Origin of the sequence: Parabacteroides johnsonii DSM 18315, assembly GCF_025151045.1 — a bacterium.
Taxonomy (GTDB): Bacteria; Bacteroidota; Bacteroidia; order Bacteroidales; family Tannerellaceae; genus Parabacteroides; species Parabacteroides johnsonii.
Map to the genome: position 1 here is coordinate 1361659 of NZ_CP102285.1, position 26816 is coordinate 1388474.

Genomic DNA, 26816 nt, shown 5'->3' on the forward strand with positions numbered 1-26816 from the left:
GGGCGCTCACTGCGGTCTCTGCGCTTAACGCTCACCAGCTTAGGCCGGAAGTAGAGCCTGACGGCTCTCTTGGGATGGCCGATTTCGACAGTTCTTTTGCGGCCCCGTGCGGGGCACGGGGACAAGCCTGTTCCTGCACTTGATGAGGGATCGCAGAGAAGCAGGTGAGAGAAGCAGGCGGTATCGGCCATCCCAAGAGAAAGCGGAGCTTTCTATGAAAGGCCTAAGCGGATGGGCGTCAAGCGGAGGGCAAAGACGGAGCGGCAGGAGCCTGCGCTGTCTGAGCGAAGCGAGTTTCGCAGGCGACAGCGTAGTCTTTGACCGGAGTAGCCCAGCCGGTTAAGCCTTGATCTTTTGGTTACTTTTGGATCAAGCCAAAAGTAACAGAACAGAATATGAAACATAAAATAATAAAGCAAACCCTATTGACAATCGGCATCTCATTGTCGATCGTCAATTCTCAATTGTCAATTGCCCAACGCTCGTTGGGCGTCTCCGGTCTACTGAACATCCCTTCGGCCGATATGCAGGAAGACGGTACGTTCATGACGGGAGGCAACTACCTGCCTCAGGAGATGCTACCCCGGGAGTGGGGATATAATTCGGGAAACTATTTCGTGAACCTGACATTCCTGCCGTTTATGGAGGTGGCCTACCGGTGCACCTTGTTGAAGGTCAAGAGTACCGGCAAATGGAACCAGGACCGTTCGGTCTCCCTGCGCCTGCGTCCGTTGAAGGAGGGGAAATGGTGGCCGTCGGTCGTGATCGGTTCGAATGACTTGCTGACGACCGGCGAGTTGAATCCTTTCTTGGATTCGGGCAGAAATCGTTATTTCTCTTCCGTCTATGCGGTCGGGACGAAGCATTTCGGTTTCTACGGCCATGATATCGGCGTGACGGTGGGAGGACATATGCCCTTTCGCAGCAGGAGCGAGAATAAGGGCGTGTTCGGCGGGGTGAGCTACCGTCCGGCATTCCTGAAACTGCTTGAGGTGATGGCGGAATATGACTCGAAGGTGGTGAATGTGGGAGTATCGGCCCGGCTGTTCGACCATTTTTCCTTGTATGCCTATTGCTACGATTTCAAGACGGTGGCGGGCGGTCTCCGGTACGAACTGACGCCCCGGCCTCGCGCGTTCCGGTCCGATGAGGTCCGTATGCCCTGGGACGGACGGGTGGAGCTGGTGCTTTATCCGCAGATCACGTTGAACAATTCGTGGCTGGACAAGATATACGGGGCGGTGATCAATATCGCTCCGGCGGTGGAGGCGCGGCTTTGGAAAGGGGCGGCTTTCACAGGGCAGGTGATTCTGCCGGTCTGGAACAATATGGTCGGGCAGATGGACTATATCCGGGCCGGTGTACTGACCTTGAGCCAGGAGTTCGGATTGCCCGGAGGGGCGTTCGGACGGGTGACGGTCGGCAACTTCACGAACAGCCGGATGGGGGCGGACCTGAAACTGCGCTATGCGACGCCGGACGACCGTTGGCTGTTCGGCTTGGAAGGCGGTGTGACCGGATCGTCTACCTTCTACGAGGGCAAATGGCAGGTGTCGAATTGGAAGCGGGTAAGCGGGGCGGCGGAGGTCCGTTTCCGCGAAAGGCGTTTCAATATGGATTTCAACTTGGGTGTGCACCGCTATGTCTATGGCGACTACGGGGTGCGGGTGGACTGCATCCGGCATTTCGGACGGACGACGGCCGGTTTGTATGCCATGTACACGGGAGGCGAGGCGAACGGCGGTTTCCATTTTGCCGTCCCGTTGCCGCAATGGGGCAAGTCGCGTAAGGTGCGGGTGCGCCTGCCGGAATATTACCAGATGGAATATTCGGGACAGAGCGGTCTTGAATACTTCCACCGCCGTCTCGGACAGGACTACGAGACCCGGCCGGACGAGAGCAACAGCCTTCCTTATGATAGGAGAAATCAGGATTGATGATCTATTTGGAGAGAGTGTGCTAAAAAACGACTCACAAGAAAATATCTTTCAATAAATAATATAATAATTTTATTTTTAATGAGTATGAAAAAGAAAAATTTGTGGAGCGCAGTGCTGGCCATGGGCTTGGCTGCGACATTGAGTGTGGGATTTGTAGGATGTAGTGATGATGACGAACCGACTCCCGAAATCGTGACCGATAATCCTTTGGATAAGGAGGTCTATTATATAGCCGGTAAGGTGACGGACGGTTCTGCCGCCTTGGAGGGAGTAGAAGTCAGCACGTCAGGTAAGTCGGTCAAGACGGCTGCCGACGGAACGTACCAGTTGGCGATGGATAAGATCGGAACGTATGTCGTGACGTTTGCCAAGGACGGATATGTGGGTGTTTCGGCTGACGCGGTGATCCTTTCGGGCACACCGAAACAGGGCAGTATCTCTTTGTCACAGGCTTTGACTTCTTTGGCTACTCCGGTGACCGTATCGGCTGATCAGGACACGATTGTGTATGACGAACGTACGCATGTGGCCGAACTGGCTGTTCCGGCAGGAGCCGTGAAGGAAGATACCGAGATCACGATGACCGAATATCTGAAAGGTGCGAAAGCCGAAGCCGACCATGCCAGTCTTTCGACAATCAACTGTACGCCCGACGGACTGAAATTTGAAAAGAGCGTGGAAGTGACGGTTAAGAATGCGACCAGCAACGCGATCAGCTTTGCCGATGTAAAGCATTTCGTGGAAGATGGCAATGCTTGGAAAGAAATGGGCACAGCCGATTTCGATGCAGACCGTAATGTTTATGCCTGCTCTTTGGACGGTTTCTCCAACCACTCCTTCGGTCCGGTTTATTCGGTATCCGATGCCGGAAGCTCGACAGAAAACTTGTCTACCGTCACAATCGACAACTTAGGCAAGATGGCGGCTGCAGAACAGGAAGTGACAGGCAAACAGAAAATCGGCTGGGAAATCCAGGGCGACCTGAAACAGTTGTTGGGCAGCGCGTTCTCCGCTTTGAGCGGCTCTGATCTCGAAAGCCTGGCCAACCAGTTGAACGCGGCTATCACGTCAACCAAAGGTTCGGCTGCCGGTGTGGAAGAAATTCCTTTCTCTTTGGGTACAGCTAAAGTGGACGGCGACCAGAAGGTGACGATCGACATGAAGGCTAAGAAGAACCTCTCTTCTTTCTCTGTCAACTTCAACTACCAGGGCCGTGTCGTTCCGTTCAGCGTGGAAATCGCAACATACGCAGGTGTAAGCACGACGATCACTAAGGAAGGCGGTGCAAGCCATCCGGCACACGGTGGCGGTGTTGCTCAATAAGTTGCAATTGTTTATTTAATATAGAAAAAAGAAGAGTGAAAATCTGGAATTATATGTTGATGTGCGTGGTGGTACTCTGTACCTCCTGCGCATCTTCCAAGAAAGTGGTGTACTTGCAGGATGTCGTCCCGCTGAAGCAGCAGGTGATCGAGCAGAAATACGAAGTGTATATCCATAACGACGATTTGCTGGCGATCATGGTGAATAGCAAGAACCCGGAGCTGGCGTTGCCGTTCAATATGCCGATGGTGACGTACCAGTTGGGAAGCGAAAGCGGAGGGCAGCAGCGCGTGCTGGGCTATCTGGTGGATACCAACGGGGACATCGATTTCCCGATCCTCGGCAAGTTGCATGTGGCGGGGCTGACCCGTTTGCAGTTGACAGACCTGATCAAGCAACGCCTGATAGAGGAGGACCTGATCAAAGACCCGATCGTGACGGTGCAGTTCCTGAACTACAAGGTGGCGGTGATGGGTGAAGTGAACCGTCCGGGATCGTTCAATATCTCCGGCGACCGTATCACCTTGCTGGAAGCCTTGAGTATGGCTGGCGACCTGACGATCTACGGACGACGCGACCGGGTAGCCGTGATCCGTGAGAAAGACGGGAAACGGACGATCCTGTTCCATGATCTCCGTTCGGCCGACATCTTCAATTCTCCCTGCTATTATTTGCAGCAGAACGATATCGTGTATGTCGAACCGAACAAGGCGAAAGCGGGACAGAGCGAGATCAACCAGAACAAGTCGGTGGGAGTGTGGTTGTCCGCCGCATCGATCTTGGTTTCCATCGCGTCTCTGATTGTGACATTAACAAAGTAAAAAAAGAGAACCTATGAACACAGAACAAGAAACGAACACCCGCGTGGAAGAGAGCGAATTGAACCTGGGGGACATCCTGCAAACGGTGTTGGCTAACTGGTATTGGTTTGTTCTGTCTGTCGTGGTATGTGCCGGAGCGGCGTTCCTCTATCTGAAGTGGGCGCCCAAGGTGTATACCCGGACGGCTTCGGTACTGATCAAGGACGATGCGAAGGGCGGTGCGATGAGCGAATCGGCCGCTTTCGAGGATCTGGGGCTTTTCGGTACGAAGCGGAATGTGGATAATGAAGTGCTGGTATTCAAATCCAGACGGTTGATGACCGAAGTGGCGCGCAACCTGCATCTGGATGTGAGCTACACGGTAAAAGACGGGCTGCGGACGGTGGAATTGTACACCCAGTCGCCCGTACAGCTCTCTTTCCCGGATGCGGAAGAGGCACAGGCCTTTTCGTTGCAGGCGGTCCCTGTTTCCGGAAAGGAAGTGATGTTGTCCGGCTTCACCCTCGGAGACCAGGAGGTTTCGGACGGCAAGCCGATGAAGGTGGCGCTGAACGATACGGTCACGACACCTATCGGCCGGGTGGTGGTGGTCCCGTCGCTTTATTACGGCGACAAGTATTTCAATACGACCGTGCAGGTGACGAAATCGCCGCTGCAGAATGTGGCGCTCCTTTTCCAGAGCGGCTTGCAGGCTACTTTGGCGAGCAAGACGGCAACGATCATCAACCTGACGCTCCAGGATGTCTCCATCCCGCGTGCGGAGGATGTGATCAACACGCTGATCTCCGCCTACAACACGGACGCGATCAACGACAAGAACCAGATCGTGATGAACACTTCCAACTTCATCAACGACCGTCTGATCGTGATCGAGAAGGAACTGGGGGATGTGGATTCGGATATCGAGTCGTACAAGCGGGAACACCAGTTGACGGATATCTCGTCCGAGACGGGCATGTATCTGCAGACGTCCAGCCAGTACCGCCAAGAGGGATTGAGCCTGGAGAATCAGTTGAGCCTGGCGAAATACATCAAGAACTACCTGACGGACCCCGGCAAGAACTCGGACCTGATCCCGGCGAACACGGGCATATCGGATGTGAACATCGAGTCGCAGATCGGGGAGTTCAACGAGATGTTGCTGAAACGCGACAAGCTGATCAGCAACAGCAGTAGCAAGAACCCGGTGGTGCAGGATCTGAACAATTCGTTGATCGCGATGAAGCAGACCATCATCCGTTCGGTGGATAACCTGATCGTCGGCCTGAACATCAAGATCAAGAATATCCGGGCGCAGGAGGAACAGACGAGCCGCCGCATCTCGGCCGTGCCGACCCAGCAGAAGGAGGTCCTTTCGGTGGAACGCCGCCAGAAGATCAAGGAAGAGCTGTATCTCTACCTGTTGAACAAGCGCGAGGAGAACGAGCTGACGCAGCGGATGACGGAAAGCAACGCCCGTATCATCGACCCGGCGGCGGGAAGCAATGCCCCGGTCGCTCCGAAGGCAATGATGATCCTGTTGGCTTCTGTCGTGTTAGGATGCGCGATACCGGCCGGTATCCTGTGGCTGTTGATGGTCAGCGATACGAAAGTACGCTCGCGGAAGGATGTGGAGGGGGTACTCTCCGTGCCGTTCTTAGGCGAGATACCGATGCGCGACAAGAAGGACAAGAACGAAGTGGTGGTGCATGAGAACGGCCGCGACTCGGTTTCGGAGGCGTTCCGTATCGTGCGTACCAACATGGACTTCATGCGGGTGAAGGAGAAGAACATGCAGGTGGTGATGTTCACCTCGTTCAATCCGGGAGCCGGCAAGACGTTCGTGTCCATCAACCTGGCGATGAGCTTCGCCCTCACGCACAAGAAGGTCGTCTTGGTCGACCTCGATATACGTAAGGGTACCCTTAGCTCCCATGTCCAGGTATCGGACATGGGTGTGACCAATTACCTTTCCGGCCGCATCGACAATGTCGACGAGATCATCCAGAAAGGGGAACTGTACGACAAGCTGGATATCATCCATGCCGGTCCCGTTCCGCCCAACCCAGCCGAACTCTTGTTGAGCGACCGGTTGGAGGCTTTGATCGCCGAGCTGCGTGAGCGGTATGATTATATCATCCTGGACAACGTCCCGGCCGGAGTGGTGGCCGATGCGGTGATTGTCAACCGGGTGGCCGACCTGACGATCTATGTCGTCCGTGCGGGCAGGATGGATCGCCGTGCCCTTCCCGAAGTGGAGAAGCTCTACCGCGAAGGCAAATTGCGTAACATGAGCCTGATCCTGAACGGGACGGTCTACAAGCATGGCACGTATGGCTATCATTACGGGTATGGATACGGCTACGGTTACGGTTACGGGTATGGTTACGGACAACGTAAAAAGAAATAGCAAAGATGTTTTCCTTACTTTTTCCGAAGAAGAAAGTGGTTCACACCGATTTATTGAGGGGGACGGCAGATGTGCATTCACATCTGCTGCCCGGTGTGGACGACGGTGTGCAGAGCGTCGATGATATGCGGGCGGCTCTGAAATCGATGCAGGAGGCAGGTGTGGAACGTGTTTTCCTGACTCCCCATGTGATGGCGGACCTGCCCGACAACCGGCGCAGTTATCTGCAGGACCGTTTTGCCTGCATGAAAATGCTTGCCCCGGAAGGGATCGAGCTGAGGCTGGTGGCTGAGTATATGCTGGATGCCGGTTTCCGTTTGCAGATGGCGGACGGATTATTGACGTATGCGGACAGGCAGGTTTTAGTCGAGACTTCCTATCTCTCGCCGCCTCCCGACTATCTGAACTTGCTTTACGAGCTGAGGTTGGAGGGCTACACGCCTGTCCTGGCTCATCCGGAGCGGTATATGTATATGACGAAGGAGGATTATTTCCGGCTGAAGGACAAGGGTTACAAATTCCAGTTGAACCTGTTCTCCCTTGCCGGCGTATATGGCGCCCGTCCTGCCAAATATGCCGCCTACCTGATGAAGGAGGGTTTCTATGACTACGCCGGTTCCGACCTGCATCATCCTGACGACTACAAGAGAAACCTCGCCCGGCTGAAACTATCGGGCAAAATGTTCGACGCTCTCAGGGAGGTGCTGGAGAATAACAAGGGACTATAGTTTTTATTTATCGTTCCATAGATAAAACTGATGAGCTTTCTACATACCTCTTGATAATTCTGCCTACCTTTGCACTTAACAAATCTAAATAAACCAATAATTATGCTTAACACTATTCTTTGTAAGAGGACGGCATTACCTTTAGGGCTGCTATCATTGGCTCTGGTTCTGCCATCGTGTGGTTCCTCCGAATACAAGAAGTATGCGGATAACCAGGCAAAACAGGTTGCTTCCATCCTTCGTGAGAACGGATGTATGCAATGTCACTCGGCTACGGCGGCGCTTCCTTTTTACGGTAATCTTCCCCTGATCGGCCCGACTGTCAAGGCGGATATGCAGGAAGGTACGCGCTATCTGGACCTGACGGCGATGTTGGAGGCCCTCGACAATGGCCAGCTCGTTTCCGAAGCCGACCTGGCGAAGGTGGAAGATGCTGCTCTCTCCGGTTCGATGCCTCCCGCCAAGTACACGCACATGCCGATGCACTGGGGGACGAATCTTAATAGCGACGAAAAGGCTGTCTTGCTTTCCTGGGCGAAGGAGGTCCGTAAGAAGAACTATTCGACACCTACCGTCGCCGAAGAATTCGCCAACGAACCTGTACAGCCGTTGATGGCTTCTATCCCGACCGATCCGGCAAAGGTGGCTTTAGGCTTCGATCTCTATCATGATACGCGTCTTTCCGGTGATAACACGATTTCGTGTGCGACCTGCCATGGGCTGGAGACTGCCGGTGTGGACCGTAAGCAATATTCCGAAGGTATAGACGGACAGTTCGGCGGTGTGAATGCCCCGACCGTGTATAACTCGGCTTTGAATATCCTCCAGTTCTGGGACGGCCGTGCTGCCGACCTGAAGGAACAGGCTGCCGGGCCTCCTTTGAACCCGGTTGAAATGGGCAGTCACTCGTTCGACGATATTTCGGCCAAGCTGGCGGAAGACAAGGAATTGAGCAAACGTTTCCTCGAAGTGTATCCGGAAGGGTTCAACCAGTCTACGATCACCGACGCTATCGCCGAGTTTGAAAAGACGTTGCTCACGCCGAGCCGTTTCGACAAGTATTTGATGGGCGATAAGACGGCTCTGACTGCCGAAGAGGTTGCCGGATACGAATTGTTTAAGGAGAATAAATGCGCTACCTGCCATACGGGTGTGAACTTGGGCGGACAGTCTTTCGAGTATATGGGAATCAAGAAAAGCTACTTCGATTACCGCGGAACAGGATTGACGGACGGTGACAACGGACGTTATTCCGTTACGAAGAACGAGCAGGACCGTCATCGTTTCAAGACTCCGACCCTGCGTAACGTGATGCTTACCCCGCCGTATATGCACGACGGATCGATCGCGACGGTCGAAGATGCTATCCGCATCATGCACCAGTTCCAGATCGGTAAGAACATTTCGGATGCGGATACCAAGAGTCTCGTGGCGTTCCTGAACACGCTCACCGGAGAATATAAGGGCGAGCTGCTACAATAAAATCGAGAGCTTTACGTTATTGTAAAGTAAAACGATAACGTGTATGCCCTTCCGTCTGGTACATATCCTTCTCCTGCTGGTCGCTTTCGCGGGCAAGGGGGAAGTGTGGGGCCAGGAGGAAGGGCTTGCTTCTTATTACCACAACCGTTTCCACGGGCGTAAGGCTGCCAGTGGCCGGGTCCATGATGCGGACGAGCTGGTCGCTGCCCACCGGACCTATCCTTTCGGCACTTTTCTGCGTGTCACCAATCTGGCCAATATGAAGCGGGTGATCGTCTGTGTCACTGACCGCGGGCCTTTCCGCAAGGGCCGTATCATCGATGTCTCTGTCGGTGCGGCCGAACTTCTGGGCTTTAAGAAAAAAGGTCTTGCCCGTGTCCGTATCGAGGTCGTTCCGGGTAAAATCGATCTCAGCCTTCTCGATCTTCTCTATCCCAAGATTCCTTTTCTGGAAGTGGATCATCTTCGGGTGAAGCCACCTTACAGGATCGATCTGAAAAAATGATCTAATGATTTTCTAATTTGACCTAAGAGTATTCTAATCGGATATTCGGGGTGATTCATGTTGCAGGTCTGTACATTTGCCGCAAAAAAGAAAAAGCAAATGTACAGACCTGTTTTATTGATCTTGTTGATGATGCCTGTGTGGGCGGGGGCGGCACAGGAGAGGGTGGTCCGGCTGTCGTTGGACGACGCCCTTGAACGTTTCGCCGCTTGTAACCTGTCTTTGATCGCCGAGCGTTATAATATCGATATGGCGGAGGCGCAGGTGATGCAGGCGAAGCTGTTCGAGAATCCGGTCATTTCGCTCGAACAGAATATCTACAACCGCAATAATGGCAAGTATTTCGATCTGGGAAAGGAAGGCGAGGCGGTGGTGGAGATCGAACAGTTGATCTATATTGCCGGCCAGCGCAACAAGCGGGTCCGCTTGGAAAAGATCAATAAGGAGAGGGCGGCATATCAGTTTGAAGAGGTGCTCCGCACGCTTCGGGGAGAGCTGAAGGAGAAGTTCGTCGACCTTTATTATACCCGGAAATCCTTGTCGGTCTATGACCGGGAGATCGGATACCTGGGAACTGTCTTGGATGTTTATAAGGAACAGAATGCGAAAGGGAATGTCTCTCTCTTGGAGAAGTCGCGCATACAGGCTTTGCTGCTTTCGCTGAGACAGGAGAGGAACGGCATTTCGAATGAGGCGGTCGCTTTGGAGGGAGATCTGCGTTTGCTTTTGGGGTTGAAGAGGGGGGAGGTCCTGGAACCGCTTTTCGATGAATCGGTGCTGGACCGCATCAGTCTGGATAAACTCCCGTTCGCTGAATTGAGTGCCCGTATAGCCGAGCGTCCCGACCTGAAACAGGCGGAGGCGGACATACGGGCTTCGGAGGCGGATGTGCGTTTGCAGCGGTCGCTCGCTTTCCCTGAAGTGAGCTTGAAAGGGGCTTATGACAGGGCGGGGAACTTCTGCAACAATTACTTTGCCATCGGATTGAGTGTCTCTGTCCCCATCTTCAACCGTAACCAGGGAAATATCAAATCGGCACGCCTCTCTGTCCTTCGCAACAACAGTTTGGCGGAGCTGGCACGCAGGCAGGCGGATAACGAGCTTTTTGCTTGTTACACGAAGCTGGAAAAGGCGTTGGAGCTTTACCATTCCTCGGATTATGAGCTGGAGCGGGATTTCAATCGCATCATCGAAGGGGTGAACGCCGGTTTCCAAAAGCGCAACATCAGCCTGTTGGAGTTTATCGATTATTATGAGGCTTATAAGGAGACTTGTTTGCAGTTATACGGTATGCAAAAGGAGGTGGTGATGGCGGTGGAGGAGTTGAACACAGTTGTGGGCGTTGAGGGTGTGTCAATTTGATATCACTGGACGCAGATGACGCAGAACACACAGACGGACGCAGATTTATTTTGCTGATAATTAATAACATCTGCGTTAATCTGCGCTCGTCTGCGTTGTCTGCGTCCCATGAATACCGATATTTGGCACACCCTCAATAGAACAAATAAGAATTTAAAATATATCTCTATAAATATGAATAAGAAAACTCTTTTTCTACTCTTTCTTTTCCCCCTGTTCTTTTCATGCGGCAAGCAAGCCGCCATGCCAGAACAAACGTCTACGGACCTGATGTTGACAGACAGTCTCCGGCAGGTGATCTCGGTCGATACCGTACGAAGGACGCCTTTGAACAACGAGTTGTTGTTGAACGGTCGTGTCGCCTTCGATGCGGAGCAGGTAGCCCAGGTGTATCCTATCTTCGGAGGGACCGTTACGCAGGTAGAGGTTGAAGCCGGCGATTATGTGGAGAAAGGCGATCTCCTTGCCGTTATCCGAAGCAGCGAAGTGGCCGATTTCGAGAAACAGCAGAAGGATGCCGTCCGTCGACTCGCTTTGGCCGACCGTAACCTCGAAGCGGTACGGGATATGCTCGGAAGCGGAACGGCCTCCGAACGTGACCTCTTGCAGGCTGAACAGGAAGCTGCCGGTGCGAAGGCGGAGGTGAAAAGGCTGCGTGAGGTGTATGACATCTACCGGATCGGTGCCAACTCGACTTACGATATAACCTCTCCCGTCTCCGGCTTTGTGGTCGGGAAGAACATCAGCCGGGATATGCTGATCCGCTCCGACCGGGAAGAGGAGTTGTTTACCGTCTCCGGTCTGGACAATGTCTGGGTGATGGCGGATGTGTACGAAGGCGATATCCGCAAGATACAGGAAGGAGCGCTTGTCCGTATCACGACGCTCGCTTACGGGAAGGACAGGGAGTTTGCCGGGACGATCGACAAGGTCTATAACTTGCTCGATAGTGAGAGCAAGACGATGAAGGTCCGTATCAAATTGAACAATAAGGATTATATGCTTAAACCGGGAATGTTTACGAACGTGTATGTACAATGCCGGGTGGAAGGGCAGCTTATGCCCCGCATACCGGCGCACGCCCTGATATTCGAGGGAGGCAAGCAGTATGTCGTGTGTGTCGGTACGGATGGCCGCCTGTGGATGCAGGAAGTCGGCGTCTATAAGCAGACGGACGAATACTGCTACCTGAATGCCGGACTGAAAGAGGGAGACGTGGTCGTAAACAAGAATACTCTGCTGGTCTATAATGCTTTAAAATAAGAAACAAGATGCATACCTTTATAGATAGAATCATCACCTTCTCGCTCAGGAACAAGTTTTTCATCTTTTTCCTGACCGTGATAGCCGTTATCGCCGGGGCGGTCAGTTTCCTGCATACACCTGTCGACGCTTTTCCCGATGTGACGAACACGAAGGTGACGATCATTACCCAATGGCCGGGACGGAGCGCGGAGGAGATCGAGAAGTTCATCACGATCCCGGTCGAGATAGCCATGAACCCGGTACAGAAGAAGACGGATATCCGGAGTACGACACTGTTCGGGCTGTCGGTCATCCATGTGATGTTTGACGACGATGTGGACGATTTCTATGCCCGCCAGCAGGTCTATAACCTCTTGAACGATGCAGACCTGCCGGAAGGGGTGACACCGGAGGTACAGCCGTTGTACGGGCCTACGGGAGAGATTTTCCGGTATACATTGCGTAGCGACAAACGGACGGTACGGGAGTTGAAGACTTTCCAGGATTGGGTGATCGAACGGAAACTGAGGGCGGTCCCCGGAGTGGCGGATATCGTCAGCTTCGGAGGGGAGGTGAAGACCTTCGAGGTGAGTGTGAATCCGAACCAGCTGATCAACTACGGGGTGACGACACTCGAGCTCTATGACGCCATTGCCAAAAGCAATATCAACGTAGGAGGGGACGTGATCACCCGGAGTTCGCAGGCGTATGTCGTCCGGGGGATCGGTTTGATCAACGACGTGAAGGAGATCGAGAATATCGTGGTGAAGAACATCAACGGTACGCCTATCCTGGTGAAGAACCTGGCGGACGTGCATGAGTCCTCTTTGCCCCGTCTCGGGCAGGTCGGAAGGATGGAAGAGGACGACGTGGTGCAGGGGATCGTCGTGATGCGGAAAGGGGAGAACCCCAGTGAAGTGATCGCCGCCCTGAAAGACAAGATCGCCGATATCCAGCAAAACTCGTTGCCGGAGGATGTGCGGATCGTCCCCTTCTATGACCGGGAGAATCTGGTGGACCTGGCGGTGCATACGGTGACTCGCAACCTGATAGAGGGAATCTTGCTGGTGACTTTCATTGTGTTGATTTTTATGGCGGACTGGCGTACGACGGTCGTGGTGTCGATCATCATACCGTTGGCGCTGCTCTTTGCTTTCATCTGCCTCCGGGCGATGGGGATGAGTGCGAACCTGCTGTCGATGGGGGCGATAGACTTCGGCATCATTATCGACGGGGCGGTCGTGATGGTAGAGGGGCTGTTTGTCGCACTCGACAGGAAAGCCCGCGAAGTGGGGATGCCTGCCTTTAACGTGATGAGTAAGATGGGGATTATCCGGCATACAGCGAAAGACCGGGCGAAAGCTGTGTTCTTTTCCAAGTTGATCATCATCACGGCATTGGTTCCGATCTTCTCTTTCCAGAAGGTCGAAGGGAAGATGTTCAGTCCGTTGGCCTATACGTTGGGCTTCGCCCTGTTGGGGGCCTTGATCTTTACCCTGACACTTGTGCCGGTCCTCTCGTCGATGTTGTTGAAGAAGAATGTGAGGGAGAAGCATAACCCGTTCCTGGCTTGGGTAAACCGGATGGCGACGGGGCTGTTCGACCGTTGCCATGCCCATAAACGGATGACGGTGACGGTGACGACAGCGGTGGCGGCTGTCGGGTTGTGGTGCTTCACCTTGTTGGGGACGGAGTTCCTGCCGCAGTTGAACGAAGGTTCCATCTATATCAGGGCGACGCTTCCGCAGAGCATCTCGTTGGATGAATCGGTGGAACTGGCAAACCGGATGAGGCGCACGTTGGCTTCTTATCCCGAAGTCCGCCAAGTCTTGTCACAGACGGGACGGCCGAACGATGGGACGGATGCGACAGGTTTCTACAACATCGAGTTTCATGTGGATATCTATCCGGAGAAGCAATGGGAGAGCAAGCTGACGAAAGCGGAACTGATCGAGAAGATGCAGGAACGGCTGGATATCTATCCGGGGGTGGACTTCAACTTCTCGCAACCGATCAGCGACAACGTGGAGGAGGCAGCCAGCGGGGTAAAAGGTTCTATCGCAGTGAAGGTGTTCGGCAAGGACCTGTACGAGTCGGAGAAGAAAGCGGTCGAGGTGTATAAGGTCTTGCAGACGGTGGACGGGATCGAAGATCTGGGCGTGATCCGCAATATCGGACAGCCGGAACTGAGGATCGAACTGAACGAATCCCGCCTGGCGCGTTACGGTGTGGCGAAAGAGGACGTGCAGTCGATCATCGAGATGGCGATCGGGGGCAAGAGCGCCTCGCTGCTTTACGAGGACGAACGGAAGTTCAACATCATGGTCCGTTATGAATCCTCTTTCCGCCGGAGTGAAGACGAGATCGGCAAGATACTGGTCCCTGCACGCGACGGGGCGATGATCCCGGTCAAGGAACTGGCGGATATCCGCACGATTACGGGACCGCTGATTATCTACCGCGATAATCATGCCCGCTTCTGTGCCGTCAAGTTTTCCGTCCGCGGACGGGATATGGGGACGGCTGTCGCCGAAGCGCAGCAGAAGGTGAAGGAGCGGGTGCGTTTGCCGGAGGGTTATACGTTGAAATGGACAGGCGATTTCGAGAACCAGCAACGGGCCACGAAACGGTTGGCACAGGTCGTACCGGTCAGTATCGCGATTATCTTTATCATCCTTTTCGTCCTCTTCGGGAATGCCCGTGATGCAGGACTGGTCTTGTTGAATGTGCCGTATGCCGCGGTCGGGGGGATTCTGGCTTTGCTGCTTACCCGTTTCAACTTTTCGATATCGGCGGGGATCGGGTTTATCGCTCTCTTCGGTATCTGCATACAGAACGGGGTGATCATGATATCGGATATCAAAAGTAACCTGAAGGCTCGTAGCCCGTTGGACCAGGCCATCAAACAGAGCGTCCGTTCGCGTGTCCGCTCCGTCCTGATGACAGCTTCGATGGCTGCTATCGGTCTGATGCCTGCGGCACTCAGTCACGGCATCGGTTCGGAAAGCCAGCGGCCATTGGCGATCGTCATCATCGGCGGCCTGATAGGAGCGACCTTCTTCACCCTCTTCGTCTTCCCCCTGATGGTCGAAACCTTTTACCGGCGGATGCTGTACGATAAAGACGGAAAATTGTTGCAACGTAAATTATAAAGAGATTGGGAGGAAAAGAATCACCCTTCAATCATCATTTATCCTATATTTGTAGTCCGATACACAAAAATATGTAATGGCAAAGATATTATTAGTAGAAGATGAAATAAACATCGCCTCTTTCATCGAGCGGGGCTTGCAGGAGTTCGGCCATGAAGTCCGCGTGGCCAATGACGGGCAAGCCGGCTGGGAGTTGGTTCAGCAGGAAGATTTCCACTTGTTGATACTCGACATCATCATGCCGAAGATGAACGGCCTGCAACTCTGTAAACAGTATCGCCAGGCGTATGGCTACCAGTCGCCCGTCATCATGCTGACCGCCTTAGGGACGACGGACGATATCGTGAACGGACTGGATGCCGGTGCCGACGACTATCTGGTGAAACCTTTCAGTTTCCAGGAACTGGAAGCCCGTATCAAAGCCCTTTTGCGGCGTACGGGGGTGGAACCTGCCGTACCGCTTCTGAGTTGTGGAGACCTGACACTCGATCCGTCCAGCCACCGGGCGATCCGTGGCAAGGTGGTGATCGACCTGACCGTAAAGGAATACCGCCTGCTCGAATATCTGATCCAGAACCAAGGGACGGCACAGAGCCGGCTGACCTTGCTGAAAAATGTGTGGGACAAGAACTTCGATACGAATACGAATGTGGTGGATGTCTATGTCAATTACCTGCGTAGCAAGATCGACAAGGATTTCGACCACAAACTGATCCGCACCGTAGTGGGAGTGGGCTATATGATGGAAGCATGAAGACCGGGAACAAGATAGCGCTTTTTTATACGGCTATCACGATCGGCATTATTTCGGTGGTGACAGTCGTTTTCTATTTTGTGGCGACCGACTATATCAGCCGCCTCTACTATTCCTATCTGACGGAGAAGGCATACGCGACGGCACAGAAGCATTGGGAGAAGGATGAGTTGGACGAGGAAGATTATGCCCGTATCCAGCAGCATTATGAGGAGACGTTGCCTGTTGCAGCGGAAATCTTGCTGAACGCCGACAGCATAACGGAGGCGCATGCCGTCTTGTCCCGTTACCTGACCGATGAGAAGATCGCTTCCCTGTATGCAGGCAATGTGGTTCGTTTCCATGAAGGGAAAGAATTAGGAGCGGCTGTCTACTATCCGGATAATGAGGGCAATTTTATCGTACTGGTTGTGTCGAGCAACCAGTACGGCGGGGATATCCAGCACCGGATCGGCTGGCTGTTGCTGGGGATGCTGGTGATCAGTGCCGTCCTGGTCTATTTCGTCGGCCGTTTGTATGCGACCCGCATGGTCGACCGTATCGATGCGGCTTACCAGAGTGAGAAGTCTTTTATCAGCAATGCATCTCATGAACTGAATAATCCGCTTACGGCCATCCAGGGAGAATGCGAGATCAGCTTGCTGAAGGAACGTACGCCGGCCGAATACCAGGCAGCATTGGGGCGTATCGCTTCTGAAACGAAACGCATCATCCTATTGATGAAGAACCTGCTTTTCCTCTCTCATGGGGATAAGGAGATTCTGAAGAATGCACGTGAGACGGTTTTGCTGGCCGACTTCCTGATGCAGTTCGTGGGTAACCGTGTTCGTTTTACAACCGACCATTTCGCTTTCGCTATCGAGGCGAATCCGCATCTGCTGAAGATCGCTATCGGCAACATCTTGAATAATGCCTGTAAATATTCGGGAGAAGCGCCTGTCGAGATGCAGCTGAAAGGTTCTGTCCTGACCATTACGGACATGGGGATCGGTATTCCGGAGGAGGAGATCACCCGTGTGTACCAGCCTTTCTATCGTGCCTCCAACACACGGGAGTTCGCCGGGCATGGTATCGGACTCAGTCTTTCCATGCGTATCCTGAGAAGCTACGGGGCGGAAATTACGATTACGTCCGAGGTCGGGAAGGGTACGACGGTGGAAATCGAATTTCCGTAAGTTTTAGACTGTTACGCTTGGACGGATGGAAAGAATGGCTATCTTTGTGATATTATTTAACTAAAAGTATTAGCTATGGATATAAAGGAGAAAACAGGGAATTTTCTGCTGGACATTGCAAAATTGATCTTTGCAGGTATTATTATCGGAGGTATAATGACCGAAGAAATCAATAGGTGGGTGTTGTACTTATTGGGCCTTTTTGCATTTGTATTAATTATTGTGATAGGTTTTGTATTATGTAGTCAAGTAAAAAAGGAGGATTGAACGATGGCTTTTATTATATCTTTTTGTGCAATGTCGATAGCGGCAATATTGATACCGCTCTATTTCGTTTATCAAGATAATAAGCGTAAAGCAGCCGCAGGTAAAAAAGGACAGTCTTCAAAGGAAGGCTGAACGATATAACTTCATTATAAAAACTATATATGGGCAGAGGTCCGGTTAAGCACTCTTTAGCCGGACCTTTCCTTTTCTACTACCCACCTCTTCCTCGCAACATTCAGGCCGTTTTGATTGTTAGATATAAAAACAAATAATATGACATACAAAATTGCATTCTTTGGAGCTAAACCATACGATATAGCTTCATTCGACAAAGTAAATGAAAAGTACAATTACGACATTCGTTACTACAAAGGACATTTGAATCCGAATAATGTAGTCCTGACGCAAGATACGGACGCGGTCTGTATCTTTGTCAACGACACTGCCGATGCCGCCGTGATCGATGCGATGGTGAACAATGGTGTCAAACTGCTGGCCCTTCGTTGTGCCGGTTTTAATAATGTGGATCTGAAAGCGGCCAAAGGAAAGTTGCCGGTCGTTCGCGTACCGGCCTATTCGCCTTACGCCGTAGCCGAATATTCGCTTGCCCTGATGCTGTCGCTGAACCGGAAGATACACCGTGCCTACTGGCGTACGCGAGACGGTAATTTCTCGCTGAACGGCCTGATGGGGTTCGATATGCACGGCAAGACGATCGGTATTATCGGTACCGGAAAGATCGCCAAGATCCTGATCCGTCTCTTGAAAGGGTTCGGAATGCGTATTCTGGCTTATGACCTTTATCCCGACACGCAGTTTGCCGAAGAGGAAGGCATTTCTTATGTGTCGTTAGACGAACTGTATCGCGAGTCGGACATCATCTCTTTGCACTGTCCGCTGACCGACCAGACAAAATATATGATCGACAAAGACTCCATCGACAAGATGAAGGAAGGTGTGATGATCATCAATACAGGCCGGGGCCAACTGATCAATACCAACGACCTGATCGAAGGTCTGAAGGAAAAGAAGATCGCGGCGGCCGGTCTGGATGTGTACGAGGAGGAGGGCGAATACTTCTATGAAGACAAGTCCGATAAAATTATCGACGATGATGTATTGGCCCGTCTGCTTTCTTTTAATAATGTGATAGTTACTTCGCATCAGGCTTTTTTCACGAAGGAGGCTCTGCATAACATTGCAGAGACGACTCTTCAGAATATCGACGATTTCCGCCATCACCGTCCTTTGGTGAACGAAGTTATTCTGTAAAAAGACTATGTTTATATCGCTGATTTATTATATTTTTGCGGCCATTGTCCGGTGTGAGCCAGGCAATGGCTATTATTTTTTATGGTAAACAGATATGGAAATAGACAGTCGCACAGGTCTGGTGCTTGAAGGAGGAGGGATGCGTGCCATCTTCACCGTCGGAGTGCTGGACTGCTTTATGGATCATGACATTTGGTTCCCTTATACGATCGGTGTGTCCGCCGGGGCGAGCAACGGCATTTCGTATGCCTCCCGGCAGCGCGGGCGTTCCCGGTTCAGCAATATCGACCTGCTGGAAAAATATGATTATATCGGTTTCAGGCATTTCCTGCGGGGGCGGGGATATATCGATATGAAATACCTTTTCTATATTTATCCGGAGAAATATTATCCGCTCGACTACGAGACATATTTCAAGTCGCCGAACCGCTTCGTCATGGTCACCAGCAATTGCCTGACGGGTAAAGCCGAATATTTCGAGGAGAAGCAGGATGCAGACCGTCTGGTCGATATCTGTTGTGCCTCCTGTACGCTTCCGGTGCTTTGTCCGGTGACGTATGTCGACGGTGTCCCGATGGTCGACGGAGGTGTCTGCGATGCCATTCCCATCCGGCATGCCATCGACGACGGTTTCCGCAAGAACGTGATTATCCTGACCCGTAACAAAGGCTACCGGAAGAAAGAAAAGGATTTCTGGCTGCCCGGCTTCATCTACCGCCGGTATCCCGCTATCCGGAAGCAGTTGAAGCTGCGCTACCGCAACTATAACGAAGTGCTGGATTATATCGACGAGCTGGAAGCGAAAGGAGACGCGATCGTCATCCGTCCGCAAAAGAAAATGGAAGTCAGCCGTACCACCAACGACCGTAAGAAGCTGTCCGCCTTGTATGACGAAGGCTATGCCATCGGCCGATCCATCGTCGAAAACAACCGGTTCGAATTCAAAACACCAGTGATTTGAAAACGAAACACCGGTGATTTGAATTCGAAACATATATGTTTCACATTTGCTACCTATATATGTTGCTTTATATTTGGGTGAATCGGTGACGATTTGAATAAATGAGAGCTTAAAATTCGGATTATTCGAGGAAATTCCTTACATTTGTATATTAACACACTAAAAGATGCAAATGATGAATAATTATGCAAATTACCTGTATATAGCTATTCGCGCCGCCCTCGATGCAGGCAAAGCGATCATGGATATTTATACCGATCCGGAATCCGATTTCGGTATCGAACGTAAAGCCGATAACTCCCCATTGACAAAAGCTGACAAGAAAGCCCATGCCATTATCTCGATGGCTCTGTCTGTGACGCCTTTCCCCGTATTGAGCGAAGAAGGAAAGGAAATACCTTTTGCCGAACGTTCAGGCTGGGATATGCTCTGGATCGTGGACCCGTTGGACGGGACGAAGGAGTTTATCAAGAAAAACGGTGAATTTACGGTTAATATCGCTCTTGTGAAGGAAGGAGTTCCGGTGTTGGGCGTGATCTACGTGCCCGTACGGAAAGAGCTGTATTTCGCGGCAGACTCGTTGGGAGCATTCAAGCTGGCGGAGATCGACAGCGGCTACCAGCCCTCGATGGACGATATCAAAACGAAAGCCGTACACCTGCCTATGTCGATGGGACACCAGGGAGTCGTGGTGGTCGCTTCGCGTTCTCATCAGACGGAAGATACGACGGCCTTTATCGAGAATCTGCGCAAGCAGGGACAGCCGGTCACCCTGATCAGTAGCGGCAGCAGCTTGAAGATCTGCCTGGTAGCAGAAGGAACGGCCGATGTCTATCCCCGTTTCGCACCGACGATGGAGTGGGATACCGCCGCCGGACATGCGATTGCACGGGCTGCCGGATGCGATGTGTATCATATCGACGGCAAAACACCATTAAAGTATAATAAGGAAGACCTTCATAACCCGTGGTTCATTGTCAAACCGCTCTGATGAGCGGTTTGTTCCGTTTGCTGAAACTTTTGGTCTGTAAGCAAGATAATCCCTAAAATTGCTTATCGTAGTGAGATTAGATTTAATATTCTTATTACATTTGCAACCTTAACGGAATAATTGACAATGGACAATTGAAAATGGACAATTGATAGTCTCTGTTCTTAATTGTCAATTGTTAATTTTCAATTGTCAATTGAAAAGATGAACTTTGAAATAGTATTTGTATTGCTGGCGTTGGTCGGCATGATAGCAGCGTTAATATGGGATGGACTGAGACCCGGGATGGTGTTACTCACGGTTGTGGTGCTATTCCTCTGTGCCGGAATATTGACACCGAAGGAAATGCTCGAAGGCTTTAGCAATAAAGGAATGATAACCGTCGGAATGCTTTTTCTGGTAAGCGAGGGCATTCGCCAGAGCGGAGCATTGGGACAGCTCATCAAGAAGTTGTTGCCGGAAGGAAAAACAACCGTTTTCAAGGCGCAGTTGCGTATGCTTCCGCCTATTGCTTTTGTCTCCGCTTTTCTCAACAACACGCCTGTTGTCGTTATTTTCGCCCCTATCATCAAACGTTGGGCGGAGTCGGTCAAGCTACCGGCGACGAAATTCCTGATTCCTCTTTCGTATGTGACCATTTTAGGCGGTATCTGTACCCTGATCGGAACATCGACCAACTTAGTCGTACATGGCATGATCCTTGAAGCCGGATATGAAGGGTTTACGATGTTCGAGTTGGGAAGGGTGGGGATCTTTATCGCGCTGGCCGGCATCATTTACCTGTTCGTGTTCTCCAACAAACTGCTGCCCGATTCCCGCACCGATCGTTACGAGGAAGATGAGGAAGACGGCAATCCTGGTAATCTGCACCGGGTGGAAGCGGTGTTAGGTTCCCGTTTTCCGGGTATCAACAAGACATTGGGCGAGTTCAACTTTACCCGCCATTACGGTGCGATCGTGAAAGAAGTGAAGAGCGGGGGACAACGGTTTACCCGTGATCTCGACAGGGTGACGTTGCACGAAGGCGATACGCTGGTTCTTTGGGCGGACGATACGTTCGTTCCGACATGGGGTGAATCCAGCGTCTTCCTTTTGCTTGCCAACGGTACGGACGGTACGGAACCGGTTTCCCGTACGAAACGCTGGCTGGCATTGGGCTTGCTGATCTTTATGATCGTAGGCGCCACGATAGGGGAGTTGCCGGTGGTGAAAGAGGCGTTCCCTGAAATACGGCTGGATATGTTTTTCTTTGTCTGCATTACGACCATCATCATGGCGTGGACCAAGATTTTCCCTCCGAAAAAGTATACCAAATATATATCCTGGGATATTCTGATTACGATTGCCTGTGCCTTTGCTATCAGCAAGGCGATGGAGAATTCCGGTTTCGCTGCTTTGATAGCCCGTCATATTATCGGTATGTCCAGCAGTATGGGACCGTATGCCCTGTTGGCGATTGTCTTTATTATCACCAATATCTTTACGGAACTGATTACAAACAATGCGGCTGCGGCGCTTAGTTTCCCGATCGCCTTGTCGGTCGCTACGCAGCTCGGCGTAGACCCGACACCGTTCTTCGTGGTGATCTGTATGGCGGCATCCGCAAGTTTCAGTACGCCGATCGGCTATCAGACCAATCTGATCGTGCAAGGTATCGGTAGTTATAAGTTCACGGACTTTGTGAAAATCGGCTTACCTCTTAACTTAATCACCTTCTTGATCTCGGTATTCGTGATACCGATGATCTGGAAATTCTAAACAGGTGAAAGTTGAAAGTGATGGGGAAGAGTTTGACGGCAGAAAAGTCCTTTGGTTTTGCGATCCGTATCGTTAGACTATATAAGATATTATATGAAAGAAAAGAATTTGTTCTGTCAAAACAGATGTTGCGTAGTGGAACTGCCATTGGCGCCCTTTTGAAAGAAGTTGAGCATGCGCAGTCCAAAGCCGATTTTATAAGCAAAGTGAATATTGCTTTGAAGGAAGCAATATGAAACGGAATATTGGATTATGTTATTGAAAGAAACGGATTATTTATCTGAAAAAGAATACGAATCGATTATAGAAGACTGCCGTGAATTGATTAAACTGACAGTCAGTATTGTGAAAACAAGTAAACAAAATATGAATGGAACAAGTAAATAATAATAATATCGAAGAGAAACTCTCAACTCTCAACTCTCAACTCTCAACTAACATCTATCCTATTTTCGATAGGATGATGACGAGGGAGGATAAGGAGCGTTTGTTGAAGCAGCGCAGTGTGATGGTGTGGTTCACCGGTCTGAGCGGCTCGGGAAAGAGTACGGTGGCGATAGCGCTTGAGCGCGAGTTGCACAAGTGCGGTTTGCTGTGCCGCATCCTGGACGGCGACAATATCCGCAGCGGGATCAACAACAATCTCGGTTTCTCGGCAGAAGACCGGATAGAGAATATCCGCCGTATCGCCGAAGTAAGCAAGCTCTTTATCGATACAGGCATTATCACGATAGCGGCTTTTATCAGCCCGAATAACGATTTGAGGGAAATGGCGGCATCCATTATCGGGAAAGAGAACTTTCTGGAAATATATGTCAGCACTCCGATCGAAGAATGCGAGCGGCGCGATGTCAAAGGGTTGTATGCGAAGGCACGCCGGGGCGAGATCAAGGATTTCACGGGTGTTTCCGCTCCTTTCGAAGCTCCCGGACATCCAGACCTGACGTTAGACACTTCCGTGTTGAGCCTGGAGGAATCCGTTCACAAGCTGATGGACCTGATCATTCCGAAAGTAACCGTTGCAAGACAATCATAAATAAGTAATCAAAATAATACAATCCTATAATTATGTCAGATTATAAATTAAGCCATTTACAGGAACTGGAAGCAGAGTCTATCCATATCATCCGGGAGGTCGCTGCCGAGTTCGAGAATCCTGTTATGCTTTATTCTATCGGAAAAGATTCTTCCGTCATGGTTCGCCTGGCTGAAAAGGCTTTTGCTCCGGGAAAAGTCCCTTTCCCTTTGATGCACATCGATTCCAAATGGAAGTTCAAGGAGATGATCCAGTTCCGCGACGACTATGCGAAGAAATTCGGATGGAACCTGATCGTGGAATCCAATATGGAGGCATTCAATGCCGGTGTAGGGCCTTTCACGCACGGAAGCAAGGTGCATACGGACCTGATGAAGACGCAGGCGTTGCTGCATGCGCTCGATAAATATAAGTTCGATGCCGCTTTCGGAGGTGCCCGTCGCGATGAAGAGAAGAGCCGTGCGAAAGAACGCATCTACTCGTTCCGCGACAAGTTCCATCAATGGGACCCGAAGAACCAGCGTCCGGAGTTGTGGGACATCTACAACGCCCGTGTCCATAAAGGAGAGAGCATCCGTGTGTTCCCCTTGTCCAACTGGACGGAACTGGATATCTGGCAATATATCCGCCTGGAAAATATTCCGATCGTACCGTTGTATTTTGCCAAGGAACGCCCGTGTGTAGAGATCGACGGCAACCTGATCATGGCGGACGACGACCGTCTGCCGGAACAGTACCGCGATCAAATCAAGATGCGTATGGTGCGCTTCCGTACCTTAGGCTGCTGGCCGTTGACCGGGGCTGTGGAAAGCGATGCCGACACGATTGAAAAGATCGTCGAAGAGATGATGACGACAACCAAGAGCGAACGCACGACACGCGTGATCGACTTCGACCAGGAGGCAAGTATGGAACAGAAAAAGAGAGAAGGATATTTTTAATTAGTTGAAAGTGGAGAGTTGAAAGTTGAAAGTGGCTTCGCGTCACTATTTTCATTTTCAACTTTCACCTTTCACCTTTCACCTTTCAACTTAAAACATATGGCAACATTAAATATAAAAGAATACCTCGACAGAGATGAACAAAAGGATTTGCTTCGCTTCTTGACTGCCGGATCGGTGGATGATGGCAAATCGACGCTGATCGGTCGTTTGTTGTTTGATAGTAAGAAGTTATACGAAGACCAGTTGGACGCCCTCGAACGCGACAGCAAGCGCATGGGGAATGCCGGCGACCACATCGACTACGCCCTGTTGCTGGATGGCCTGAAGGCCGAACGCGAACAAGGGATCACCATCGATGTGGCTTATCGCTATTTCAGTACGAATAACCGTAAGTTCATCATAGCCGACACTCCGGGGCACGAACAGTACACCCGCAATATGATCACCGGCGGTTCGACTGCCAACCTTGCCATCATTCTGGTGGATGCCCGTACGGGGGTGATTACGCAGACGCGCCGCCATACCTATCTGGTTTCGCTTTTAGGCATCAAGCACGTGGTGCTGGCGGTCAACAAGATGGACCTGGTTGATTTCGACAAGAATATTTTCGACAAGATCGTTTCCGATTATAAGGAGTTTGTCGCTCCGTTGAATATCCCGGATATCACCTGCATCCCGCTGTCTGCTTTAGATGGCGACAATGTGGTGGAGAAGAGCGACCGTACACCTTGGTACGAAGGGCCGTCGTTGCTGGACTTCCTCGAAACGGTTCCTATCGACCAGGATCGCAACTTTGAGGATTTCCGCTATCCGGTACAGTATGTATTGCGTCCGAATCTGGACTTCCGCGGTTTCTGTGGGAAAGTGGCCAGCGGTATCGTTCGTAAAGGCGATACGGTGATGGCTTTACCTTCCGGAAAAACATCCAAAGTGAAGAGTATCGTGACATACGACGGAGAGCTGGATTATGCATTCCCTCCCCAGTGCGTCACCATCACGCTGGAAGACGAGATCGATGTTTCACGTGGTGAGATGCTCGTCCATCCGGATAACCTGCCGATAGCGGACCGTAACTTCGAAGCCATGCTGGTGTGGATGGACGAAGAGCCGATGGACACAAGCAAGCAGTTCTATATCAAGCATACGACCAACCTGACACGCGCTCGTGTGGACAGTATCCGTTATAAAGTGAATGTCAATACGATGGAACAGTTGTCAATTGACAATGGACAATTGACCGTTGACAATTTGCCGATGAAGCTGAACGAGATCGCTCGTGTCGTCTTCACGACCGGAAAGGAACTGTTCTTCGATCCGTATCAGAAAAACAAACAGACCGGAGCCTTTATCCTGATCGACCCGATCACGAATAATACATCGGCTGTCGGTATGATTATCGACCGGGTAGATGCTCGCGACATGGTGACGGAAGACGCGTTGGCTGTACTGAATCTTCCGGAATTGGGTATCGGCCCCGAGCACTACGAAGCTATCCGTTCCGTTTGTAAAGAGCTCGAACGGCAAGGGGTTTCCGTCAAGTGTATAACAGAAAATAAATAAGGTATGGGATTACTGGAATTTGACAAACTACCGATCAATACTTTAGTGGGTGCTGACTGGAAAACGTTCAAGGCTGTGACAGCCAATAAAACGATCGACAAAGGATTTCGTAATAAATATTTTCTGACTAAATCCGTTTGCCGCCTGCTCAGCCTGTTGCAACCCTTCGAAAATGCGCGTTACCGCAAGATTGCGGACAAGCCGTTGGAGATGGACCCGGTGTTCATTCTCGGACATTGGCGTAGCGGGACGACTTTCATGCACAATGTTTTCTCGTGCGACAAGCATTTCGGCTACAATACGACTTATCAGACCGTATTCCCGAACCTGATGCTCTGGGGGCAGCCTTTCTTCAAGAAGAACATGGCGTTCCTGATGCCCGACAAGCGTCCGACCGATAATATGGAATTGAAGGTGGATCTTCCCCAGGAAGAGGAATTTGCCTTGGCGAATATGATGCCTTACACGTATTATAACTTCTGGTTTTTCCCGAAGCATATGCTCGAATATTGCGATCGTTATTTGCTTTTCGACAATATCAGCGAACATGAACGGAAAGTGTTTAAGGAAACGTTCCTCAAACTGATCAAGATCTCCCTCTGGAATACGAACGGGACACAATTCCTGAGTAAGAACCCGCCCCATACGGGACGGGTGAAGACGTTGGTGGAAATGTTCCCGAATGCTAAATTTATCTATCTGAAACGAAATCCGTATACGGTGTTCGAGAGCACGCGCAGCTTTTTTACCAATACGATTCAGCCGCTCCGCTTGCAGGAGATCTCCAACGAGCAGATCGAAAGTAATTTTATTGAAGTGTACCGCCGTTTGTTCTATAAATATGAAGAACAAAAGCACCTGATACCCGAAGGCAACCTGGTAGAGGTGAAGTTTGAGGATTTCGAGCAGGATGCTTTCGCCATGACAGAGGATATATATAAGAAATTAAACCTCCCCGGCTTTGAAGAGTCTAAAGCAGAAATCGAGAAATATCTTGGGAAAAAGAAGGGCTATAAAAAGAACCAGTACAAGTATGACGACCGTACGGTACAGCTTGTGGAAGAAAATTGGGGAATGGCTCTCAAGGAGTGGGGATATTCTTTATAATTGTCCATTGTCGGCAAAGCCGACTTAGGGGATTTAAGAAAAAC

Annotated in this window: 21 protein-coding genes and 1 pseudogene; all 22 read left to right on the forward strand. The window is 51.1% G+C overall.

Annotated features, from left to right (window positions below):
• Window positions 1-395 precede the first annotated feature (395 nt).
• A complete protein-coding gene (locus tag NQ564_RS05585; RefSeq protein WP_039848112.1) occupies window positions 396-1937 on the forward strand; it encodes a YjbH domain-containing protein in 1542 nt (513 codons plus the stop codon).
• A gap of 87 nt (window positions 1938-2024) precedes the next feature.
• A complete protein-coding gene (locus NQ564_RS05590) occupies window positions 2025-3263 on the forward strand; it encodes a carboxypeptidase-like regulatory domain-containing protein (protein ID WP_227963226.1) in 1239 nt (412 codons plus the stop codon).
• Between the two features lie 53 nt (window positions 3264-3316).
• A complete protein-coding gene (locus NQ564_RS05595) occupies window positions 3317-4084 on the forward strand; it encodes a polysaccharide biosynthesis/export family protein (protein WP_008148307.1) in 768 nt (255 codons plus the stop codon).
• A gap of 13 nt (window positions 4085-4097) precedes the next feature.
• Complete coding sequence (locus NQ564_RS05600; RefSeq protein ID WP_129649873.1) at window positions 4098-6473, forward strand: GumC family protein; 2376 nt, start codon at window positions 4098-4100, stop codon at window positions 6471-6473.
• Window positions 6474-6478: 5 nt separating this feature from the next.
• Window positions 6479-7201 (forward strand): tyrosine-protein phosphatase, encoded by a 723-nt coding sequence (locus tag NQ564_RS05605; protein ID WP_008148302.1) that lies wholly within the window; start codon window positions 6479-6481, stop codon window positions 7199-7201.
• A 102-nt stretch (window positions 7202-7303) separates the two neighbouring features.
• Complete coding sequence (locus tag NQ564_RS05610; protein WP_008148300.1) at window positions 7304-8683, forward strand: cytochrome c peroxidase; 1380 nt, start codon at window positions 7304-7306, stop codon at window positions 8681-8683.
• A gap of 43 nt (window positions 8684-8726) precedes the next feature.
• Window positions 8727-9188, forward strand: coding sequence for a septal ring lytic transglycosylase RlpA family protein (locus tag NQ564_RS05615; RefSeq protein WP_008148299.1), 462 nt, complete (start codon window positions 8727-8729; stop codon window positions 9186-9188).
• A 99-nt stretch (window positions 9189-9287) separates the two neighbouring features.
• Complete coding sequence (locus tag NQ564_RS05620; RefSeq protein ID WP_129649875.1) at window positions 9288-10550, forward strand: TolC family protein; 1263 nt, start codon at window positions 9288-9290, stop codon at window positions 10548-10550.
• Between the two features lie 174 nt (window positions 10551-10724).
• Window positions 10725-11813 (forward strand): efflux RND transporter periplasmic adaptor subunit, encoded by a 1089-nt coding sequence (locus tag NQ564_RS05625; RefSeq protein ID WP_129649877.1) that lies wholly within the window; start codon window positions 10725-10727, stop codon window positions 11811-11813.
• Window positions 11814-11821: 8 nt separating this feature from the next.
• Complete coding sequence (locus NQ564_RS05630) at window positions 11822-14947, forward strand: efflux RND transporter permease subunit (RefSeq protein ID WP_129649879.1); 3126 nt, start codon at window positions 11822-11824, stop codon at window positions 14945-14947.
• 76 nt (window positions 14948-15023) lie between these two features.
• Entirely contained in the window at window positions 15024-15701 is a 678-nt protein-coding gene (locus tag NQ564_RS05635) for a response regulator transcription factor (RefSeq protein ID WP_008157944.1), read from the forward strand.
• Window positions 15698-16876 carry a sensor histidine kinase gene (locus tag NQ564_RS05640; protein ID WP_008148294.1) on the forward strand — a complete coding sequence of 393 codons (1179 nt, stop codon included), beginning with the start codon at window positions 15698-15700 and terminating at the stop codon, window positions 16874-16876. The genes NQ564_RS05635 and NQ564_RS05640 overlap by 4 nt, the downstream gene beginning before the upstream one ends.
• Before the next feature lie 75 nt (window positions 16877-16951).
• Window positions 16952-17143 (forward strand): DUF6722 family protein, encoded by a 192-nt coding sequence (locus NQ564_RS05645; RefSeq protein WP_008148293.1) that lies wholly within the window; start codon window positions 16952-16954, stop codon window positions 17141-17143.
• Between the two features lie 273 nt (window positions 17144-17416).
• Window positions 17417-18415, forward strand: a complete 999-nt coding sequence (locus tag NQ564_RS05650; RefSeq protein ID WP_008148291.1) for a 2-hydroxyacid dehydrogenase — start codon at window positions 17417-17419, stop codon at window positions 18413-18415.
• Between the two features lie 94 nt (window positions 18416-18509).
• Complete coding sequence (locus NQ564_RS05655) at window positions 18510-19376, forward strand: patatin-like phospholipase family protein (RefSeq protein WP_008148290.1); 867 nt, start codon at window positions 18510-18512, stop codon at window positions 19374-19376.
• A gap of 175 nt (window positions 19377-19551) precedes the next feature.
• Entirely contained in the window at window positions 19552-20367 is an 816-nt protein-coding gene (gene cysQ / locus NQ564_RS05660; RefSeq protein ID WP_008157939.1) for a 3'(2'),5'-bisphosphate nucleotidase CysQ, read from the forward strand.
• 204 nt (window positions 20368-20571) lie between these two features.
• Complete coding sequence (locus NQ564_RS05665; protein ID WP_008157937.1) at window positions 20572-22125, forward strand: SLC13 family permease; 1554 nt, start codon at window positions 20572-20574, stop codon at window positions 22123-22125.
• Window positions 22126-22145: 20 nt separating this feature from the next.
• A pseudogene (locus NQ564_RS05670) lies at window positions 22146-22512 on the forward strand (four helix bundle protein).
• Window positions 22496-23161, forward strand: a complete 666-nt coding sequence (gene cysC, locus NQ564_RS05675) for an adenylyl-sulfate kinase (RefSeq protein ID WP_008148283.1) — start codon at window positions 22496-22498, stop codon at window positions 23159-23161. Before NQ564_RS05670 ends, cysC begins: the two are co-directional and overlap by 17 nt.
• Before the next feature lie 29 nt (window positions 23162-23190).
• Window positions 23191-24102: a sulfate adenylyltransferase subunit CysD gene (cysD, locus tag NQ564_RS05680; protein ID WP_195281458.1), complete on the forward strand. Its 912-nt coding sequence runs from the start codon at window positions 23191-23193 to the stop codon at window positions 24100-24102.
• A gap of 99 nt (window positions 24103-24201) precedes the next feature.
• The gene (gene cysN / locus NQ564_RS05685; protein WP_021863179.1) at window positions 24202-25665 is read left to right on the forward strand and encodes a sulfate adenylyltransferase subunit CysN; all 1464 of its coding nucleotides are present in this window, start codon (window positions 24202-24204) and stop codon (window positions 25663-25665) included.
• 3 nt (window positions 25666-25668) lie between these two features.
• Window positions 25669-26772 carry a sulfotransferase family protein gene (locus NQ564_RS05690; RefSeq protein ID WP_008148275.1) on the forward strand — a complete coding sequence of 368 codons (1104 nt, stop codon included), beginning with the start codon at window positions 25669-25671 and terminating at the stop codon, window positions 26770-26772.
• Window positions 26773-26816 lie beyond the last annotated feature (44 nt).

Coding starts and splice junctions, on each gene's coding strand:
- NQ564_RS05625 (WP_129649877.1), top strand. CDS start 10,725: ATGAATAAGAAAACTCTTTTTCTACTCTTTCTTTTCCCCCTGTTCTTT.
- NQ564_RS05635 (WP_008157944.1), top strand. CDS start 15,024: ATGGCAAAGATATTATTAGTAGAAGATGAAATAAACATCGCCTCTTTC.
- NQ564_RS05690 (WP_008148275.1), top strand. CDS start 25,669: ATGGGATTACTGGAATTTGACAAACTACCGATCAATACTTTAGTGGGT.
- cysQ (WP_008157939.1), top strand. CDS start 19,552: ATGAATAATTATGCAAATTACCTGTATATAGCTATTCGCGCCGCCCTC.
- NQ564_RS05620 (WP_129649875.1), top strand. CDS start 9,288: ATGTACAGACCTGTTTTATTGATCTTGTTGATGATGCCTGTGTGGGCG.
- NQ564_RS05585 (WP_039848112.1), top strand. CDS start 396: ATGAAACATAAAATAATAAAGCAAACCCTATTGACAATCGGCATCTCA.
- cysC (WP_008148283.1), top strand. CDS start 22,496: ATGGAACAAGTAAATAATAATAATATCGAAGAGAAACTCTCAACTCTC.
- NQ564_RS05640 (WP_008148294.1), top strand. CDS start 15,698: ATGAAGACCGGGAACAAGATAGCGCTTTTTTATACGGCTATCACGATC.
- cysN (WP_021863179.1), top strand. CDS start 24,202: ATGGCAACATTAAATATAAAAGAATACCTCGACAGAGATGAACAAAAG.
- NQ564_RS05630 (WP_129649879.1), top strand. CDS start 11,822: ATGCATACCTTTATAGATAGAATCATCACCTTCTCGCTCAGGAACAAG.
- NQ564_RS05600 (WP_129649873.1), top strand. CDS start 4,098: ATGAACACAGAACAAGAAACGAACACCCGCGTGGAAGAGAGCGAATTG.
- NQ564_RS05610 (WP_008148300.1), top strand. CDS start 7,304: ATGCTTAACACTATTCTTTGTAAGAGGACGGCATTACCTTTAGGGCTG.
- NQ564_RS05665 (WP_008157937.1), top strand. CDS start 20,572: ATGAACTTTGAAATAGTATTTGTATTGCTGGCGTTGGTCGGCATGATA.
- NQ564_RS05595 (WP_008148307.1), top strand. CDS start 3,317: ATGTTGATGTGCGTGGTGGTACTCTGTACCTCCTGCGCATCTTCCAAG.
- NQ564_RS05605 (WP_008148302.1), top strand. CDS start 6,479: ATGTTTTCCTTACTTTTTCCGAAGAAGAAAGTGGTTCACACCGATTTA.
- NQ564_RS05615 (WP_008148299.1), top strand. CDS start 8,727: ATGCCCTTCCGTCTGGTACATATCCTTCTCCTGCTGGTCGCTTTCGCG.
- NQ564_RS05590 (WP_227963226.1), top strand. CDS start 2,025: ATGAAAAAGAAAAATTTGTGGAGCGCAGTGCTGGCCATGGGCTTGGCT.
- NQ564_RS05645 (WP_008148293.1), top strand. CDS start 16,952: ATGGATATAAAGGAGAAAACAGGGAATTTTCTGCTGGACATTGCAAAA.
- NQ564_RS05650 (WP_008148291.1), top strand. CDS start 17,417: ATGACATACAAAATTGCATTCTTTGGAGCTAAACCATACGATATAGCT.
- NQ564_RS05655 (WP_008148290.1), top strand. CDS start 18,510: ATGGAAATAGACAGTCGCACAGGTCTGGTGCTTGAAGGAGGAGGGATG.